Annotated in this window: 14 protein-coding genes; 6 read left to right on the forward strand and 8 right to left on the reverse strand. The window is 73.3% G+C overall.

Going from position 1 to position 16,727, the window contains the following annotated elements:
• Positions 1 to 74 precede the first annotated feature (74 nt).
• Positions 75 to 800, forward strand: a complete 726-nt coding sequence (locus ABR738_RS22945; RefSeq protein ID WP_350234903.1) for a hypothetical protein — start codon at positions 75 to 77, stop codon at positions 798 to 800.
• 235 nt (positions 801 to 1,035) lie between these two features.
• Here the strand turns inward: ABR738_RS22945 and ABR738_RS22950 are convergent, their stop codons facing one another.
• The gene (locus ABR738_RS22950; RefSeq protein WP_350231855.1) at positions 1,036 to 1,470 is read right to left on the reverse strand and encodes an MFS transporter; all 435 of its coding nucleotides are present in this window, start codon (positions 1,468 to 1,470) and stop codon (positions 1,036 to 1,038) included.
• Between the two features lie 271 nt (positions 1,471 to 1,741).
• On the opposite strand from ABR738_RS22950, the gene ABR738_RS22955 reads away from it, so the two are divergent.
• Positions 1,742 to 2,374, forward strand: a complete 633-nt coding sequence (locus ABR738_RS22955) for an HAD family hydrolase (protein WP_350231856.1) — start codon at positions 1,742 to 1,744, stop codon at positions 2,372 to 2,374.
• A gap of 57 nt (positions 2,375 to 2,431) precedes the next feature.
• Here the strand turns inward: ABR738_RS22955 and ABR738_RS22960 are convergent, their stop codons facing one another.
• On the reverse strand, positions 2,432 to 2,686 hold the full coding sequence (locus tag ABR738_RS22960; RefSeq protein ID WP_350231857.1) for a hypothetical protein: 255 nt from the start codon (positions 2,684 to 2,686) through the stop codon (positions 2,432 to 2,434).
• Between the two features lie 171 nt (positions 2,687 to 2,857).
• Between ABR738_RS22960 and ABR738_RS22965 the strand changes: the two genes are divergently transcribed.
• Entirely contained in the window at positions 2,858 to 3,241 is a 384-nt protein-coding gene (locus ABR738_RS22965) for a cold-shock protein (RefSeq protein ID WP_350231858.1), read from the forward strand.
• A gap of 198 nt (positions 3,242 to 3,439) precedes the next feature.
• Here the strand turns inward: ABR738_RS22965 and ABR738_RS22970 are convergent, their stop codons facing one another.
• From ABR738_RS22970 to ABR738_RS22985, 4 genes are all read right to left on the reverse strand, one after another.
• Positions 3,440 to 4,291 carry a 1,4-dihydroxy-6-naphtoate synthase gene (locus ABR738_RS22970; protein WP_350231859.1) on the reverse strand — a complete coding sequence of 284 codons (852 nt, stop codon included), beginning with the start codon at positions 4,289 to 4,291 and terminating at the stop codon, positions 3,440 to 3,442.
• Positions 4,281 to 5,048: a futalosine hydrolase gene (locus ABR738_RS22975; RefSeq protein WP_350231860.1), complete on the reverse strand. Its 768-nt coding sequence runs from the start codon at positions 5,046 to 5,048 to the stop codon at positions 4,281 to 4,283. The genes ABR738_RS22970 and ABR738_RS22975 overlap by 11 nt, the downstream gene beginning before the upstream one ends.
• Positions 5,049 to 5,065: 17 nt before the next feature.
• Entirely contained in the window at positions 5,066 to 5,560 is a 495-nt protein-coding gene (locus ABR738_RS22980; protein WP_350231861.1) for a DUF2771 domain-containing protein, read from the reverse strand.
• Positions 5,561 to 5,656: 96 nt separating this feature from the next.
• A complete protein-coding gene (locus tag ABR738_RS22985) occupies positions 5,657 to 7,012 on the reverse strand; it encodes an MFS transporter (RefSeq protein ID WP_350231862.1) in 1,356 nt (451 codons plus the stop codon).
• A 337-nt stretch (positions 7,013 to 7,349) separates the two neighbouring features.
• On the opposite strand from ABR738_RS22985, the gene ABR738_RS22990 reads away from it, so the two are divergent.
• Positions 7,350 to 8,261: a DUF3027 domain-containing protein gene (locus tag ABR738_RS22990; RefSeq protein ID WP_350231863.1), complete on the forward strand. Its 912-nt coding sequence runs from the start codon at positions 7,350 to 7,352 to the stop codon at positions 8,259 to 8,261.
• Between the two features lie 290 nt (positions 8,262 to 8,551).
• A complete protein-coding gene (locus tag ABR738_RS22995) occupies positions 8,552 to 11,644 on the forward strand; it encodes a sacsin N-terminal ATP-binding-like domain-containing protein (protein WP_350231864.1) in 3,093 nt (1,030 codons plus the stop codon).
• A 302-nt stretch (positions 11,645 to 11,946) separates the two neighbouring features.
• Here the strand turns inward: ABR738_RS22995 and ABR738_RS23000 are convergent, their stop codons facing one another.
• Together ABR738_RS23000 and ABR738_RS23005 are read right to left on the reverse strand one after the other, a co-directional pair.
• Positions 11,947 to 14,364 (reverse strand): cation-translocating P-type ATPase, encoded by a 2,418-nt coding sequence (locus ABR738_RS23000; RefSeq protein WP_350231865.1) that lies wholly within the window; start codon positions 14,362 to 14,364, stop codon positions 11,947 to 11,949.
• Between the two features lie 106 nt (positions 14,365 to 14,470).
• The gene (locus tag ABR738_RS23005; RefSeq protein WP_350231866.1) at positions 14,471 to 14,767 is read right to left on the reverse strand and encodes a DUF2530 domain-containing protein; all 297 of its coding nucleotides are present in this window, start codon (positions 14,765 to 14,767) and stop codon (positions 14,471 to 14,473) included.
• Between the two features lie 204 nt (positions 14,768 to 14,971).
• Here ABR738_RS23005 and ABR738_RS23010 point away from each other — a divergent pair, with 204 nt between their 5' ends.
• A complete protein-coding gene (locus ABR738_RS23010) occupies positions 14,972 to 16,426 on the forward strand; it encodes an NCS2 family permease (protein ID WP_502964127.1) in 1,455 nt (484 codons plus the stop codon).
• The last annotated feature ends 301 nt before the right edge of the window (positions 16,427 to 16,727 follow it).

Below are 16,727 nucleotides of genomic sequence, written 5' to 3' on the forward strand. Positions count from 1 at the left end.
TCGCCTCCGGGCGGGCCCGATTCGCCTCCGGAGGCAGTGACGGGCCCGGTGGCGGTGACGCCACCGGGCCGAGCGTGCCGGTGCAGCGCGACCGGCTCTTCCCCGGCCGGAACAAACGCGTTCCCCGTCCGCGCCGGACGGACGAGACACCCCCCGTCGTCCCGGCCCCGCCGCACCTCGCCGGCCTGGACGAGCTCGGCACGCAGGGCGTCGAACCCGACTGGTGGCGGCTCGGACCCGCCGAACCGCTCGGCGGGGACTTCGTGCCCGGGTTCGTGGGCGGTGTCGAGATCCCCGAAATACTGAAGCCGCCACCGGTCGACGAGGAGGAGGCGGGGGACGAGGCCCGGGACGCGGAGGCGGGGGCCGGCGCGTCGGAGGAGGACATCGGCGTCGACGTCGCCCCGCGCAGGCGCCTGCTCCCGCGTCCGGGCCGGCGCCGCGAGGGCGGGGCGCGGCCGGGCCCGCGCAACCCCTTCCTGCTTCTCGCGGCCGCGCTGCTGGTGGCCGGCGCGCTGTTCGGCCTGTGGCTCGCGCTGGGCGCGGGCTGGCTCCTCGCGTACGCCTCCCGCAGGCTGAGCCGCGCGGAGTCCAAATGGGCGGTGTTCGGAATGCCCGGCCTGACGCTGCTCGGCGGCCTGGTGTGGCTCTGGGGTCGCCAGAACGGCCGGTGGGGCACCCCGATCGCGCAGGGCGCGATGGGGGACGCGCTGACCGGGATGTGGCCGTGGCTGATCAGGATCGCGGCGGTGTCGTCGGCGGCGTTCCTGGTATGGCGCGCCCGCCGGGCCGGAGCGTAGCCCCAGTTCGGCCCGGGCGGGACCCGGCGGCCCGGGCAGGGCCGGGTGGCCCGGGCGGAACTCGGCGCGGCGCGCCCGGGGCCCGGCGGCGCGCCGGGGGCCCGGTGGGGCGAGCGAGGCTCGCGGCCCAGGCAGGACGCGACGCGGCCCGGGCACGACGCGACGCGGCCCAGGCACGACGCGACGCGGCCCGGGCGGGAACCAGCGGCCCAGGCGGGACCCGGCGCGCCCGTGCTCACTCCGCGTCCAGCAGTGCCGTGCCGCTCCGCGCGGCGGCGGGGCGGGTGCGTTCCGCCCAGGCCGCCAGCGGTGGGGCCGCCGCCCCCAGCGCCGCGAAGAACACGCCCAGCAGCAGCCAGCCCGCGTGCCCGAGGCCCAGGACCGCCCCCGTGAGGACCAGCGGCGCCACGGCCTGCCCGGCGTCGAAACCGATGCCGAAGAAGCCCTGGTACTGGCCCTGCGCGTGATCGGGAGCCAGCCCGAAGCCGAGGGCGTAGCCGGCCGACGACTCCCACACCTCGCCGAGGCTGTGCGCGCAGACGGCGAGCACCGCGAGCCCTGGCGCGAGCCAGGCCGGCACGTCCGCCGTCAGGGCCATCAAGGGGCAGCTGACCAGGAAGAACAACCCGGCGACGCGGAACGCCCGGCCGCCCTGGCGCGGCGTTTTCACCCGCGCCCACCCTGCTCTGCGACAGGACGCATACCCCGCTGTTGACCGCGTAGACCGCCGCCACCGTCCAGCGCGGCGCGTCGGTGTGGGCGGAGAGCGTCGACGCCCTTCACCGGGTGGTAACCGCCGCTCGGTGGCCGGGAGTTGGGGCGCCGGAGGAGCATGCGGCCGCCAGTGCGGCCGACGCCGGCAGGGTGGCTGCCACCAGCGCCGGCGCGGCCGGTGGCCGTGGCCGGGCCAAGCGCCCGGCCACCCCGCCCACCTGGGCACAATGGCCTCCATGCCTCTCGACGCGCCCACGGTCGGCTTCGACCTCGACATGACACTCATCGACTCCCGGCCCGGCATTCACGCCGTCTACCAGGAGCTTTCCGCCGCGACCGGCACCTACATCGACGCCGACCAGGCCGTCAGCAGGCTCGGGCCGCCGCTCGACTGGGAACTGCGGCACTGGTTCGCCGAGGAGCACATCGCCGCGATGGTCCTCAAATACCGTGAGATCTACCCCACACGCGCGATCCTGCCCACGCCCGCGCTGCCGGGCGCGGCCGACGCCGTCCGCGCGGTCCAGGAGCTCGGCGGCCGGGCCGTCGTGGTCACCGCGAAGAACGCGCCGCAGGCCAGGCTGCACCTGGACCACCTGGGCATCGCGCCGGACGAGGTGGTCGGGGGCCTGTGGGCCGAGGCGAAGGCGGTCGCGCTGCGCGAGCACGGCGCGGCGATATACGTCGGCGACCATCTCGGTGATGTGCTCGGGGCGCGCGCGGCGGGCGCCCTTTCGGTGGCGGTGCCGACCGGTCCGATCAGCGCGACCGACCTGCGCGAGGCCGGCGCGGACGTCGTCCTTGACGATCTGACGTCATTTCCGGCCTGGTTGAAGGCGTACGTCACCGAAGCCGCTTGACAGCGCGGGCGCCCGCCCCCGCGCGGACCGGCCGGGTTCGCGCCGACGCGGGGCGCCTCAGCCGCGGGCCGCGCGGCGCTGCTCGGCGATGGTCAGCAGCACGCCCGCCCCCGCGATCAGGAAGCCGACGCCCATCAGCATGCAGATCAGATAGGCGTAGGACGGGAACGGGTGGATGTCCAGGAACAGCGGCGCCACCGTGACCAGCGTGGCGAGCGCGCCGACGAAGAACACCACGACGCCGACGCGAACCAGCCGATCACCGGTGGTGGGGGCGTCGCGGTCGGTCCTGGGCTGGGTTTCGGTACTCACCCGTCCAGGGTAGTTCCCTGCTGCTGAGGACAGCCCCGAACGGTCTTGTCAGCGGCTCCTGGGCCATTAGCCTTGGTGCGGGCGGGCCGGCAGGAGGCTCGCCGCAGTGCTATCGAGAGCGTTTCTTTCGGCGCCCCGCACCCAACGACGAGTACGAGGACGAGGACAGACGTGCCTACCGGCAAGGTCAAGTGGTTCAACAGCGAGAAGGGCTTCGGCTTTCTCTCCCGTGACGACGGCGGCGACGTCTTCGTGCACTCCTCCGTGCTTCCCACCGGAGTCGAGGCCCTGAAGCCCGGGCAGCGCGTCGAGTTCGGCGTCGTCGCCGGGCAGCGCGGTGACCAGGCGCTGTCCGTCACGGTCCTCGACCCGGCGCCCTCGGTGGCCGCCGCCCAGCGCCGCAAGCCCGACGAACTGGCCTCCATCGTGCAGGACTTGACGACCCTTCTGGAGAACATCACACCGATGCTGGAGAAGGGCCGCTACCCCGACAAGGCGGCGGGCAAGAAGATCGGCGGCCTGCTGCGGGCGGTCGCCGACCAGCTGGACGTCTGAGCCGGCCGCGCGGCGCCCGGGTGGCGCCGCGCGCTAGGGGGCGTCTGGTGGACCATGGCCGGCGGTGCGGCGTCTGGCACGGCACCTCGCGGCGTTGCCGAATCGCCCCGACAGCTCCGCCATCGAGACGCTCCGGCGCCTTGCGACGCACCGCACCGGACGCCGCGCCCTGACCGACCCTGATCCACCGGACACCCCCTAGCCGAATGACAGCGCGTCGGGGCCGAGGGCGGGTACGAGCCCTTCGGCCGCGGCGCGGGTGAGCAGGCCGCGTACCGCCGCGTAGCCGTCCTCGCCGAGGTCGGCGGTGAACTCGTTGACGTAGAGCCCGATGTGGCGGTCGGCCACGGCCGGGTCCATCTCCTGGGCGTGCTCGTGCACATAGGGCCTGGACGCCTCCGGGTCGTCCCAGGCGAGCCGCACGGAGGCGCGGGCGGACTCGGCGAGCCGGCGCAGCGTGTCCGCGCCCAGCGAGCGCTTGGCGATGATCGCGCCGAGCGGGATGGGAAGACCGGTGGCCGTCTCCCAGTACTCACCCATGTCGGCCAGGCAGTGCAGCCCGTAGTTCTGATAGGTGAACCGGGCCTCGTGGATGACGAGCCCGGCATCCACCTTGCCGTCGCGCACCGCCGGCATGATCTCGTGGAACGGCATGACGACGACCTCGCCGACCCCGCCCGGCAGGACGTCCGCGGCCCACAGCCGGAACAGCAGGTACGCCGTCGACTTCTCGCTCGGCACGGCGACCACCTTGCCCGTCAAGTCCGTCGCGGGCTCGCGGGTCAGCACCAGCGGGCCGCAGCCCCGGCCGAGCGCGCCGCCGCACGGCAGCAGCGCGTACTCGTCGAGGATCCACGGCAGCACCGCGTACGACACCTTGAGCACGTCGAATTCGCCGCGCTCGGCCATGCCGTTGGTGATGTCGATGTCCGCGAACGTCACGTCGAGGGCGGGCGCGCCCGGCACCCGGCCGTGCGCCCACGCGTCGAAGACGAAGGTGTCGTTCGGGCAGGGGGAGAACGCGATCTTCAGCGCCGGTTCAGTGCCCATACGTCGTTCCACGCTCCCATGCGGTCGTCCAACTCTCCAGTACGGCGGGCAGCTTCTCGAACGCGCCGGTGAGGGCGGCGAGCGCGTCGCCGATCCGCCAGGCCGAACGGTCGCGCGGGCCGATCGCGTTGGAGATCGCGCGGATCTCCAGGACCGGCAGGCCGTACTGGTCGGCGGCCTCGGCGACGCCGAAGCCCTCCATCGCCTCGGCCAGGGCGCCCGGGTGGCGGGCCAGCAGCTCGGCGGCGCGCCCGGCGGTGCCGGTGGCGGTGGTCACGGTGAGGACCGGGCCGCGCGCGGCGCCCAGCGCGCGCGCCGCGTGGCGGGCGAGAGCGTCGTGCACGTCCACCTCGTGGCGCCCGAAGCCGAGCTCCGTGACGGGGATGAAGCCCTCGGGTGAGCCGGCGCCCAGGTCCGCTGCGATGATCGACGAGGACACGACGAGCGAGCCGAGCGGCGCGGCGCCGGGGAAGCCGCCGCCGATGCCCGCCGAGAGCACCAGGTCGTAGCCGGGGCGCCGGCCGAGGGCAAGGGCGGTGCCGGCGGCGGCCGCCGCGGGGCCCACGCCCACCGCGTACACCTCGATCTCGTGCCCCGCGCGGCCGTGGCGCACCAGCGGCGAAGGGGCCGGCCCCGGTCCGTCGGACAGGGCGCGCCGGACGCTCTCCTGGCCCAGGCGCGCGTATCCGGCTACGGCGAGGCCGGCGGCGACGGAGTCCGCCTCCGCCGCCACCGCGGTCGCGACCAGTACACGCATCAGGCGCGGCCCACGCGTCAGGAGCTGGTGCGCTTGAGGGTGAAGCTCCAGACCGACTCCGGCTTGCTGTCCTTGTTGAGCTGGATGATGCTCACCTTCTTCTCCTTCGGCGCGGCGCCCTGCCCGCCGGTGGAGAAGACGTCGGCGCCGGGGAAGCTGCGGTACGTCTGGTCGGACGCCTCGGTGATCGGGCTGCCGTCGAGCAGCGCGATCCACTTGCTGCCGTTCTCGACGACCTTCGGGTCGACGCCGAGACGCAGGGTCGAGCCGGGCGCGTAGTCGATCGACTTGGCGTCCTTGACGCCGCTGAGGCAGCTGGTGAGCTTGTCCTCGGCGAGCGGCTTGCCGTCGCCGCGGCAGGACGCCTCGGTGTGGACGGAGTCGGTGCCGACCGTCACGGTCGCGAGAGGCGTCGGCTTGTCGCAGGCGGAGAGGACGAGGAGTCCGGCGGAGGCGGCGGCGAGTGCGAGGCCGGCCCGGCGGGTCCTGCCGGAAGTGAGCGCAACGGTCATGGAGCGAAGGCTATCGGTCGCCCTGGGCCAAGCCGCGCGGGGGTGTGGCGTGCCGCGTCGGTGTTGCCCGGTCGCCCCGGCTCGGGCCGGCCCGGCTCAGGCGACCCGGGGGCGCGGCGTGCCGTGGTGCGCGGCCCGCAGCAGGCCCCGTACGGAGACGACGGCGCCGAGCGTGAGCAGGGCGGCGGCCACCGACATGCCGAGGACGCCGTTGAGCGGCAGCGCTATGCCGATCGCCCCGCCGAGCACCCACGCCACCTGGAGCAGTGTCTCCGAACGGGCGAAGGCGGAGGTGCGGACCTCCTCGGGCACGTCGCGCTGGATCATCGCGTCGAGCGCCAGCTTGGCCAGGGCCTGGGTGAGCCCCGCCGTCGCGCCGAGCACGGCCACCATCACGCCGCTGAAGAGCGCCGCCGACAGCACGGCGGCGCCGAGCGCGATGCTCAGCATCGTCACGATCAGGACCTCGGGCCCGCGCGCCTTGAGGAGTGAGCCGACGGCGGTGCCCAGCGCGTTGCCGACGCCCGCCGACACGCCCACGATGCCGAGCGAGACGGCCGCGCTCTGCCCCGACAGGGGGTGTTCGCGGAGCAGGAAGGCGAGGAAGAAGATCAGGAACCCGGAGAGCGCGCGCAGCGCGGCGTTGGCGTACAGACCGTTCTGCACGGACACGCCGACCGTCCGCAGGCTGGGCTTGCGGCCCTCGCGGTCGGAGAGGCGGGCCTTGGTCTCGCCCTTCGCCGAGTCGACCTTGGGGGGCAGTGTGAAGGCCAGGAAGGTACCCCCGGAGAAGACGCAGAACGCCGCGTACAGCGGCCACTGCGGTCCCACGCGCGAGAGCGCGGCGCCGATCGGGGCGGCCGCGCCGGTGGCGAGCAGCCCCGCGAGGGTGACCCGCGAATTGGCCTTCACCAGGGAGAAGCGCGGCGGCAGCAGGCGCGGCACGACGGCGCTTCTGACCACGCCGTACGCCTTGGAGGCCACCAGCACGCCGAGCGCCGCGGGATAGAGCTCGAGGCCGCCGGTGGCGACCGCGCCGGACATGGTGAGCGCCAGCACGGCCCGGGCCAGCATCGCGCCGGCCATCGCGGCGCGCCGGCCGTGCGGCATCCGGTCGAGCAGGGGGCCGATCACGGGCGCCAGAAGAGTGAAGGGCGCCATCGTGATCGCCAGATAGAGGGCGACACGGCCGCGCGCCTGGTCGGTCGGCACGGAGAAGAAGACGGTGGAGGCGAGCGCCACGGTGATCAGCACGTCGCCCGCGCCGTTCACCGCGTGCAGCTCGATCAGTTTGCCGAGGCCCGACTCACCGGCGCCGTGCGCGTGGGTGGCTTTTCTGATCGAACGCGCCGTTCCCGAGAAGGGCAGACGCAGGGCATGACCGACCGCCCGTCCCGCCCTGCGCAGGCGGCCGGACCCGTCCCAATTCCTTGACGACCTCGCGGTGGCCACCCCGCCATAGTGCCCCAACCCCGTCCGACCCGAACCAGGATTCGGACGCGCAGGTGGGCCGGGCGCCCCGAAGGGGGTAGCGTGACAGGCGCGCCGCCCGCGGCTGCCCAAGGCCGCGCGCCTCTCCGTGATCCCGCAGAATGGGTCGCAGAAGGTGCGCCTCCACGCTCATACGGAGCAGGGGGGACCCCCTTGGTCAGTGAACTGGACAGCCGCTGGGCAGTTGATCGCCCGGGCGCGGACGTTGACGCGGCCCCCTGGTCCGCTCCGCCCGCCACCCGTACGCATTCGGCTCCCCGGCGCACCCGTGAGACGGCGTAGGAGAGAAGCGAGACCTGTGAGTGCTGCGACGACGCGAAGCCGTACCCCTGACCGCCTGTGCGCCGAGGCGGTCGAGCTAGCCCGCGAGGCGGCGGAGGAAGCCGCCGCGCCCGGTGTGGTCGGCGAGCATGTGGCCCTGGTCTCGGAGGGTGACCGGGTTGTCACGCACTTCTTCGAGTGCAAGGAGCCCGGCTACCGGGGCTGGCGCTGGGCGGTCACCGTCGCCCGGGCCTCCCGGGCCAAGCTGGTCACCCTCGACGAGACGGTCCTGCTGCCCGGGCCCGACGCGCTCCGGGCGCCCGAGTGGGTGCCGTGGAGCGAGCGGCTGCGGCCCGGCGACATGGGACCCGGCGATCTGCTGCCCACCGAGGCCGACGACCTGCGCCTTGAACCCGGCTACACCGGTGAGGACGCGCCGCCGCCCAACGCGGTGGTCTCCGAGGAGATGGCCGAGCGGGTCGAGGCGGAGGACGCCGAGCTGGCCGACCGGGACGTGCCGGCGGGGACGGCGCGCGGGTCCATCGCGTCCGTCGCCGACGAGCTCGGCATGCGCCGGGCGCGGGTGCTTTCGCGGTACGGGCTGCACGCGGCGGCCGACCGGTGGGAGGAGTCCTTCGGCGGCAAGACCGCGATGGCTCAGGCGGCGCCGGCCTCGTGTGTGTCCTGCGCGTTCCTGGTGCCCATCGCGGGGTCCCTCTCGCAGGCCTTCGGTATCTGCGCCAACGAGTTCGGTCCTGCGGACGGGCATGTCGTGGCGCTCGACTACGGGTGCGGGGGGCACTCCGAGGCGGCGGTCATGCCTAAGCCGCTGCGGCCGGCTGCGCCGGTGCTCGACACGGTGGAGGCGGATGTGCTGATCCGCGGCATCGACCGTGCGGGCTCCGTCCCCGACACCCCGGACCCCACGGACGACCTGGGCCACTCCTGACCCCTGGGGCTCCGCCCAGGTATGCCCATACGGGCCGGGATCGGATGCACAGGGGCGCGGGGAGCTGCGCGAGAAGCGAGCCAGGTCCGCGGCTGACCGGAGTTTTTAGGGGCGCGGGGAAGTGCGCGGGGTTGGGCCCCGCCACTGCGCGGGGTTGTTGGGCCCCGCCCCCAGCCCCCCGCACCCGGCGGAGCCCCCCGCACCCGGCGGAGGCCGTGCGCGGTACCTTCGGGCCGCAGTCCCGGAACGCGGGGCAGGACAGAGCGGAGTACGGCGTGATCGTCAAGGCGATGGCGACCGAAGGGACCGACCCCTTCGGCACGGCGCGGCTGCGGCGCGGAGTCCTGAACGCCTGGGGCGCGGGCCCGGCCAGATTCCGTGAGGACGCCAACGCCGAGGAAGACCTCGCCCTCGGCGGCTACCGCGACCGCCTCGTCGTGGAGCTCGCCCAGAACGCCGCCGACGCCGCGGCCAGGGCGAACACCACGGGCCGGCTCCGCCTGACCCTGCACCCCGCAGGCCAGGGCAACCCCGCCGTGCTTGCCGCCGCCAACACCGGCGCCCCCCTGGACGCGACCGGCGTCGAGTCCCTTTCCACCCTGCGCGCCAGCGCCAAGCGCGCCGACACCGAGGTGGCCGTGGGCCGCTTCGGCGTCGGATTCGCCGCCGTGCTGGCCGTCAGCGACGAGCCCGCAGTGGTGGGCCGCACCGGCGGCGTGCGCTGGTCGCTCGCCGAGGCCCGCGAACTGGCCGCCCAGGCCGCCCTCGCCAGCCCCGGCCTCGGTGACGAACTGCGCCGCCGTGCGGGCCACGTACCGCTGCTCAGGCTGCCGCTGCCCGCCGAGGGCGCCGCCCCCGAGGGATACGACACCGTCGTGGTGCTGCCGCTGCGCGACGGCACGGCAGAGGACCTGGTGCGCCGTCTGCTCGACGGCATCGACGACGCCCTGCTCCTGACTCTGCCGGGCCTGACCGAGATCGTCGTCGAGACCCCGGACACCACCCGGGTACTGCGGCGCTCCACGCACGACGCGTACGTCCACATCGACGACAGCCGGGACCAATCCGTCCACCGCTGGCGGACCATCAGCCGCCACGGCGCCCTCGGCGCGGACCTGCTCGCCGACCGTCCCGTCGAGGAACGACTGCGCCCGCACTGGACGGTGACCTGGGCGGTCCCGGTGGACGAGGACGGCGCGCCCGAGCGCCCCCGCACCGCCGCCGTCGTGCACGCGCCCACCCCCACCGACGAACCCCTCGGCATCCCCGCGCTGCTGATCGCCTCGTTCCCGCTCGACACCGCGCGCCGCCACCCCGCGCCGGGCGCCCTCACCGACTTCCTGGTCCAGCGCGCCGCCGACGCCTACGCCGAACTCCTCGGCGCCTGGCACCCGGTGACCACCGCCACCGTCGACCTGGTGCCGGGCCCGCTGGGGCGGGGCGCGTTGGACGGCGCGCTGCGCGCGGCGGTCCTGGACCGGCTGCCGCGCGTCGCCTTCCTCGCGCCCGCCGCCCCCACCGAGGACCTGCTCGCGCTGCGCCCCTTCGAGGCCGAGGTGGTCGAGGGCGCGGGCGCCGACACCGTACGCGTCCTCGCCGAAGTCCTGCCCACACTGCTGCCCGCCGGCCTTGAACGCCGCCCGGAACTGCGGGCGTTGGAGGTCGGGCGCCTCTCGCTCGGCGACGCCATCGAGCGGATCGCGGGCGCCGAACGCGCCCCCGCGTGGTGGCACCGCCTCTACGACACCCTGGCCGGGGTCGACCCCGACCGGCTCTCCGGGCTTCCCGTGCCACTCGCGGGCGGCCGCACCGCCATCGGGCCGCGCCAGATCCTGCTTCCCCTCACCGACACCCCCGCCGACCTGGGGCGGCTCGGCCTGAAGGTCGCCCACCCCGACGCCGCGCACCCGCTCCTGGAAAAGCTTGGCGCGCTGCCCGCGACGCCGCGCGCTGTCCTGACGACCCCTCAGGTGCGGGCCGCCGTCGCCGCGTCGCTCGACAGCGGTGAGATCTGGGACGAGGACGCGCTCGACGCCGACGAACTCGCCGACACCGTACTGACGTTGGTGCGCGAGGCGAACCTGGAACCCGGCGACGAGCCCTGGCTCGGCGCACTCGCCCTGCCCGACGAGGACGGCGAACTCGCCCCGGCGGGTGAACTCGTCCTGCCCGGATCGCCCTTCGCCGCCGTCATCCGTGAAGGTGAACTGGCCGAGGTCGACCATGAGTTGGCCGAGCGCTGGGGCGAGCAGCCGCTCACCGCGTGCGGGGTGCTCGCCACGTTCGCCCTCGTACGCGCCACCGATGTCGTTCTCGACCCCGACGAACTCGACGCGCGCGAGAGCGACTTCGCCGAGCCCGACGACGCGGGACTGCTCGACGCGGTGGACGTGTGGTGCGAGGACGTCCTGGACCGGCTGCCCGAGTCGCCGGTCCCGCCCGTCGCGACCGAGATCGTCGCCGTCCGCGACCTCGACCTCGTCGACGACGACGCCTGGCCCCGGGCGCTCGCCCTGCTCGCCAAGCCGCCCCTGCGGGACGCCCTGATCCAGCCGGTACGGGTCCTGCTGCCCGACGGCACCACCGAGTCCGTACGCCCCTACACCGCGTGGTGGCTGCGCGACCACCCCGTGCTCGACGGCCGTCGCCCCGCCGGACTGCGCGCGGCGGGCTCCGATCCGCTGCTGTCCGGTCTGTACGAGTCCGTGGACGCGACCGGGTTCGACGACGCGCAGGTCCTGCGGGCCCTTGGGGTACGCACCTCGGTGGCGGCGCTGCTCGACGAGCCGGGCGGCGCGGCGGAACTCCTCACCCGCCTCGCCGACCCGGACCTGACCGTGTCCGCCTCCCAACTCCACGCCCTGTACAGCGCGTTGGCCGACCTCGACCCCGAGCAGGTCACACTGCCGGACGAGCTGCGGGCCGTGGTGGACGGAGAGGCGCGGGTGGTCGACGCGGCGGACGCGGTCGTGGCGGACGCGCCCGATCTGCTGCCGCTGGCGGCCGGGCGCGCCCTGCTGCCGGTCGCGCCGGCGCGCGCGGCGGAGCTCGCGGAGCTGCTTCAGGTGGGGCGGCTCAGTGAGACGGCGGACGCGGAGGTGACGTCCGCGGGGGTCGAGCACGAGGTGCCGGAGGCGGTGCGGGCGCTGCTCGGGCCCCTGGCGCCGGCTACCTACGTCGAGCACGAGGAGCTGATGGCGGGCGGGATCGAACTGGACTGGCGCCGCTCGGGCGACGGCGTGGTCCACGCGTCGACCCTGGAGGGCGTGGCGGCGGGCCTCGCCTGGGCCGCCGCGCAGTGGCCGCGCCGCTTCGAGGTGGCAGCCCTCCTGGAGGACCCGTCCCGCACGACCGAACTGTCCCGGGACCGCTGGTTCGACTAGCGGCCGCGTCCTGGGGCTCCGCCCCAGCCCCGGTTCTGGCCCCATCCCGCCCCTCCCCTGAACCCGTCGGGGGAGATGGACGACCTTTGCGGACACTGCGCGCCCGGTCGCGCAGTTCCCGCGCCCCTGACGGGGTTGGTGCTGGCCCGCACCGGCATCCCAGCCCGTCGGGCGCTTGAGGACGAGCGCCCTTCAGGCCCGATACGGGGTCTGGGGCGGCGTCCCAGGGACTGTGCCACCCCGAGGGTTTGGGGAAGGGGCGGGGAGGGGCACACCGGGGGGCCGGGGCGAGCCCCCGGCGGTCAGTCGGGCCAGCGGCGGGTTACCCAGCGCCAGGTCACTTCCAGGGCGGCGGAACCCACCACCGCGATGCCTACGGCCGTCCACGGCAGCACCGCGCCCACCAGCTTCAGCGCGAAGAAGTGCTGCAACCACGGCACCGCGAGCACCAGCAGGAACGCCACGCCCATGGACGCGACCAGCACGATCCGCCACCACGTGTACGGGCGCGCGATGATGGCCAGGACCCACATCGAGACCAGGAACAGGGTCAGCGTCGTGACGCTGGTCTCCGCGTCCAGCTCGCCCGGGCCGCTGTAGTACGCCCGCGCGATCATGTACGTCACGAACGTGGCCACCCCCGCGATGGCGCCGCTGGGAATCGCGTACCGCATCACCCTGCGCACGAAGTGCGGTCTGGCGCGCTCCTTGTTGGGCGCCAGGGCCAGGAAGAACGCAGGGATGCCGATGGTGAAGGTGGAGAGCAGGGTCAGGTGGCGGGGGAGGAAGGGGTACTCCACTTGCGAGCACACCACCAGGACGGCGAGCAGCACGGAGTACACCGTCTTGGTCAGGAACAGCGTCGCCACCCGCGTGATGTTGCCGATGACGCGCCGCCCCTCCGCCACCACCGACGGCAGGGTGGCGAAGCTGTTGTTCAAAAGGACGATCTGGGCGACCGCCCGGGTCGCCTCGGAGCCCGAGCCCATGCTCACGCCGATGTCCGCGTCCTTGAGCGCGAGCACGTCGTTGACGCCGTCGCCCGTCATCGCGACGGTGTGCCCGCGTGACTGGAGGGCCGCCACCATGTCGCGCTTCTGCTGCGGGGTGACCCGGCCGAAGACCGAGTTGGCATCGAGGACGTCGGCCATCTCGCCCTGGTCGGTGGGGAGTTGGCGCGCGTCGACGGTGTCGGCCGCGCCGGTCAGGCCGAGCTTTCCGGCGACCGCACCCACCGAGACCGCGTTGTCGCCGGAGATGACCTTCGCCTGGACGTGCTGCTCGGCGAAGTAGCGCAGGGTGTCCGCCGCGTCGGGCCGCAGGCGCTGCTCGAGGACGACCAGGGCGGTGGGTTCGGCGTCGGATGCGATGGCGGGGTCGTCGAGTTCGCGGGAGGCTCGGGCGAGCAGCAGGACGCGCAGGCCCTTCTCGTTGAGCGCGTCGATCTCGGAGAGCGCGGGGTCGCCCTGCTTCAGGAGCACGTCCGGCGCGCCCAGCAGCCAGGTGTTGTTCTCGCCGTCGCCCTCGCTGAACGCGGCGCCGCTGTACTTGCGGGCCGAGGAAAACGGCAGGGACTCCGTGCAGCGCCACTCCTCGCTGTCCGGGTAGGCGTCGATGATCGCCTGGAGGGAGGCGTTGGGCCGGGGGTCGGATTCGCCGAGCGCGCCGAGCACCTTGCGTACGTACGTCTCGTCCGCGCCGTTCAGGGGGCGCAGCTCGGTGACGTCCATGCCGCCCTCGGTGAGCGTGCCCGTCTTGTCGAGGCACACCACGTCGACGCGGGCCAGGCCCTCGATCGCGGGCAGCTCCTGCACCAGGCACTGCTTGCGGCCGAGCCGGATGACGCCGATCGCGAAGGCGACCGAGGTCAGCAGCACGAGCCCTTCGGGGATCATCGGGACGATGCCGCCCACGGTGCGGGCGATGGAGTCCTTGACGTTGCTGTCCTTGACCACCAGCTGGCTGATGACCAGGCCGAGCGCGGTGGGGACCATCATCCACGTGACGTACTTGAGGATGGTGGAGATGCCGCTGCGCAGTTCGGAGTGGACGAGCGTGAACCGGCTCGCCTCCTCGGCCAGTTGGGCCGCGTACGCCTCGCGCCCCACCCGGGTCGCGGTGAACGCGCCGCCGCCGGCGACCACGAAGGCGCCGGACATCATCTTGTCGCCGGGCTTCTTCAGGACCGGGTCGGCCTCGCCGGTCAGGAGGGATTCGTCGACCTCCAGGCCGTCGGTCTCGACCGCCTCGCCGTCCACCACGATCTTGTCGCCGGGCCCGAGTTCGATGACGTCGCCGAGCACGATCTCGGAGGTGGGGATCTCCACGGCGGCCCCGTCACGCCGCACCGTGGGCCGCGCCTCGCCGATGACCGCGAGGCTGTCCAGGGTCTTCTTGGCGCGCATCTCCTGGATGATGCCGATACCGGTGTTGGCGATGATCACGAAGCCGAAGAGGCTGTCCTGGATGGGCGCCACGACGAGCATGACCGCCCAGAGCACGCCGATGATCGCGTTGAACCGGGTGAAGACGTTGCCCCGGACGATCTCGGCGGTGGAGCGGCTGCTGCGTACGGGAACGTCGTTGACCTCGCCGCGCGCCACCCGCTCGGCGACCTCGGCCGTCGTCAGACCGCCGGATCGCCGCTCCCGCTCGGGCAGCCGCATGGGGTGGACGGGGTCGAGTTCCGCCCCGGCGTCGATGTTGGCGCGCTGCGTCATGGTTTCGACGGTACGGGTGGAGGGGGCGCTTCACCTGCTGGAGCGGCCGAACATCCGACCCGGGGAGGAGACGGATGGTCCTCGGGCCGTACAAGGATCCCGGAGGTTACGGTCCTTCGGCCCTTGCGCCGCTCGCGTCGCTCTCCTCGAGCGCCTGCCGCGCCGCGTGCCGCTTGAGGGCCGCGTCGCGGCCACGGACGTACCAGATGCCGATGAGGCCGAGGCCGCCGCCGGCCAGGCACGTCCACACCCACCACACATGGCCGTGGTCGTCGAACCAGCCGTAGAACGGGAGCTGGACGAGGAAGAGGACGAACCAGATGATCGTGCCGCCGGTGATGGTGGCGACCACGGGACCCTCAAGGGGCTCCGGCGCCTCATGTGCTGGTGTCCACTTCGCCATGCGATCAGTGTAGGGCGCGGGGCCGGAGCCGAATCGTGTCGGCGGCCGGGCCGGGCGCCCCTTGGGTCTACGCGCGGAGATGGTGATCTTCGACTTATGTATTCATACTGAAACCGCTTACGGCTGACTCATTCTGTTCGGTAGAACATCCAAAGTAGTTCGGGTACGTGCCGTTTTCCTGCCCCTTCACGACTGAGGATCCGTATGCCCCCCTCGGCCCCCGACATGGTCGACGCCGCGGCTCAGCCGCCGGTGCCCAGCAAGCCGGCCAACGGCCTCGACCGCTACTTCAAGATCTCCGAGCGGGGTTCCACCGTCGCCCGCGAGATTCGTGGCGGGTTCGCGACCTTCTTCGCGATGGCGTACATCATCGTGCTCAACCCGATCATTCTGGGCAGCGCGAAGGACATGTACGGGCATCAGCTCGACGGCGGACAGCTGGTCACCGCCACCGTCCTGACCGCCGCGTTCACCACGCTGCTCATGGGTGTCATCGGCAATGTGCCGATCGCGCTCGCGGCGGGGCTCGGCGTCAACACCGTGGTCGCGCTCCAGCTCGCGCCCCGAATGAGCTGGCCCGACGCCATGGGCATGGTCGTCCTCGCGGGCTTCGTCGTGATGCTCCTGGTCGCCACCGGGCTGCGTGAGCGGGTCATGAACGCGGTGCCGCTCGGCCTGCGCAAGGGCATCGCCATCGGCATCGGCCTGTTCATCATGCTGATCGGCCTGGTCGACTCCGGGTTCGTCTCGCGCATGCCGGACGCCGCGCACACCACCGTCCCGCTCCAGCTCGGCGGCAACGGGCATCTGCTCGGCTGGCCGGTGCTGGTCTTCGTCCTCGGCGTGCTGCTCACGCTCGCGCTCATGGTCCGCAAGGTGCCGGGCGCGATCCTGATCTCCATCGTCGCGATGACCGTCCTCGCGATGGTCATCAACGCGGTGGCGAAGGTGCCGTCGTGGGGTCTGACCGCCCCGAAGTGGCCGGGCAACCCCGTCGACACCCCGGACTTCGGGCTGGTCGGGCAGGTCAGCCTGTTCGGCGGGTTCTCCCGGGTCGGCGTCCTGACCGGCATCCTGTTCGTCTTCACCGTGCTGCTGTCGTGCTTCTTCGACGCGATGGGCACGATCATGGGCATCAGCGACGAGGCGGGGCTCACCGACGCCGAGGGCAACATGCCCGGCATGAACCGGGTGCTGTTCGTCGACGGCATCGCGGTCGCGGTGGGCGGGGCGTCGTCCTCCTCCGCCACGACCTGTTTCGTGGAGTCCACGGCCGGGGTCGGCGAGGGGGCCAGGACCGGGCTCGCGAACGTGGTCACGGGTGGGCTGTTCACCGTGGCGCTCTTCCTCACGCCGATCGCCACGATGGTGCCGTCGCAGGCGGCCACGCCCGCGTTGCTCGCGGTGGGGTTCCTGATTCTGTCCGGGTCGATCCGGGAGATCGACTGGGCGGACTGGACGATCGCGATTCCGGCGTTCGTCACGATGCTGATGATGCCGTTCACGTACTCGATCACCAATGGCATCGGTATGGGGTTCATCAGCTTCACGGTGCTGCGGCTCGTGGCCGGGCGGGCGCGGGAGGTGCCTGTCGCGATGTACGTCGTGTCGGCGGTGTTCGCCTTCTACTACGTCATGCCATCCCTCGGCCTGACCTGACGCCCGCCGCACGGGCCGAATTGAGCACGCTGGCCGGCACGGGCCCTGCCGGGGGCGGGCGGGCTGGACTGTATGCGCGGGTTAGCACCGACCCTGCCAGGGGCGGGCGGGTTGGACTGTGTGCGCGGGCCGGCACCGGCCCTGCCAGGGGCGCGGGGAACTGCGCGACCAGCCACGCACGGTCCGCAGCCGGGGCCCCCGGGGCTCCGCCCCAGACCCCGTTCGCGCTGAACGCGCTCGTCCTCAAATGCCGGACAGGCTGAGGGTGTCGATGTGGGCCAGCATGGCCCCCGCCAGGGGT

Origin of the sequence: Streptomyces sp. Edi4 (genome assembly GCF_040253615.1) — a bacterium.
Classification (GTDB): domain Bacteria; phylum Actinomycetota; class Actinomycetes; order Streptomycetales; family Streptomycetaceae; genus Streptomyces.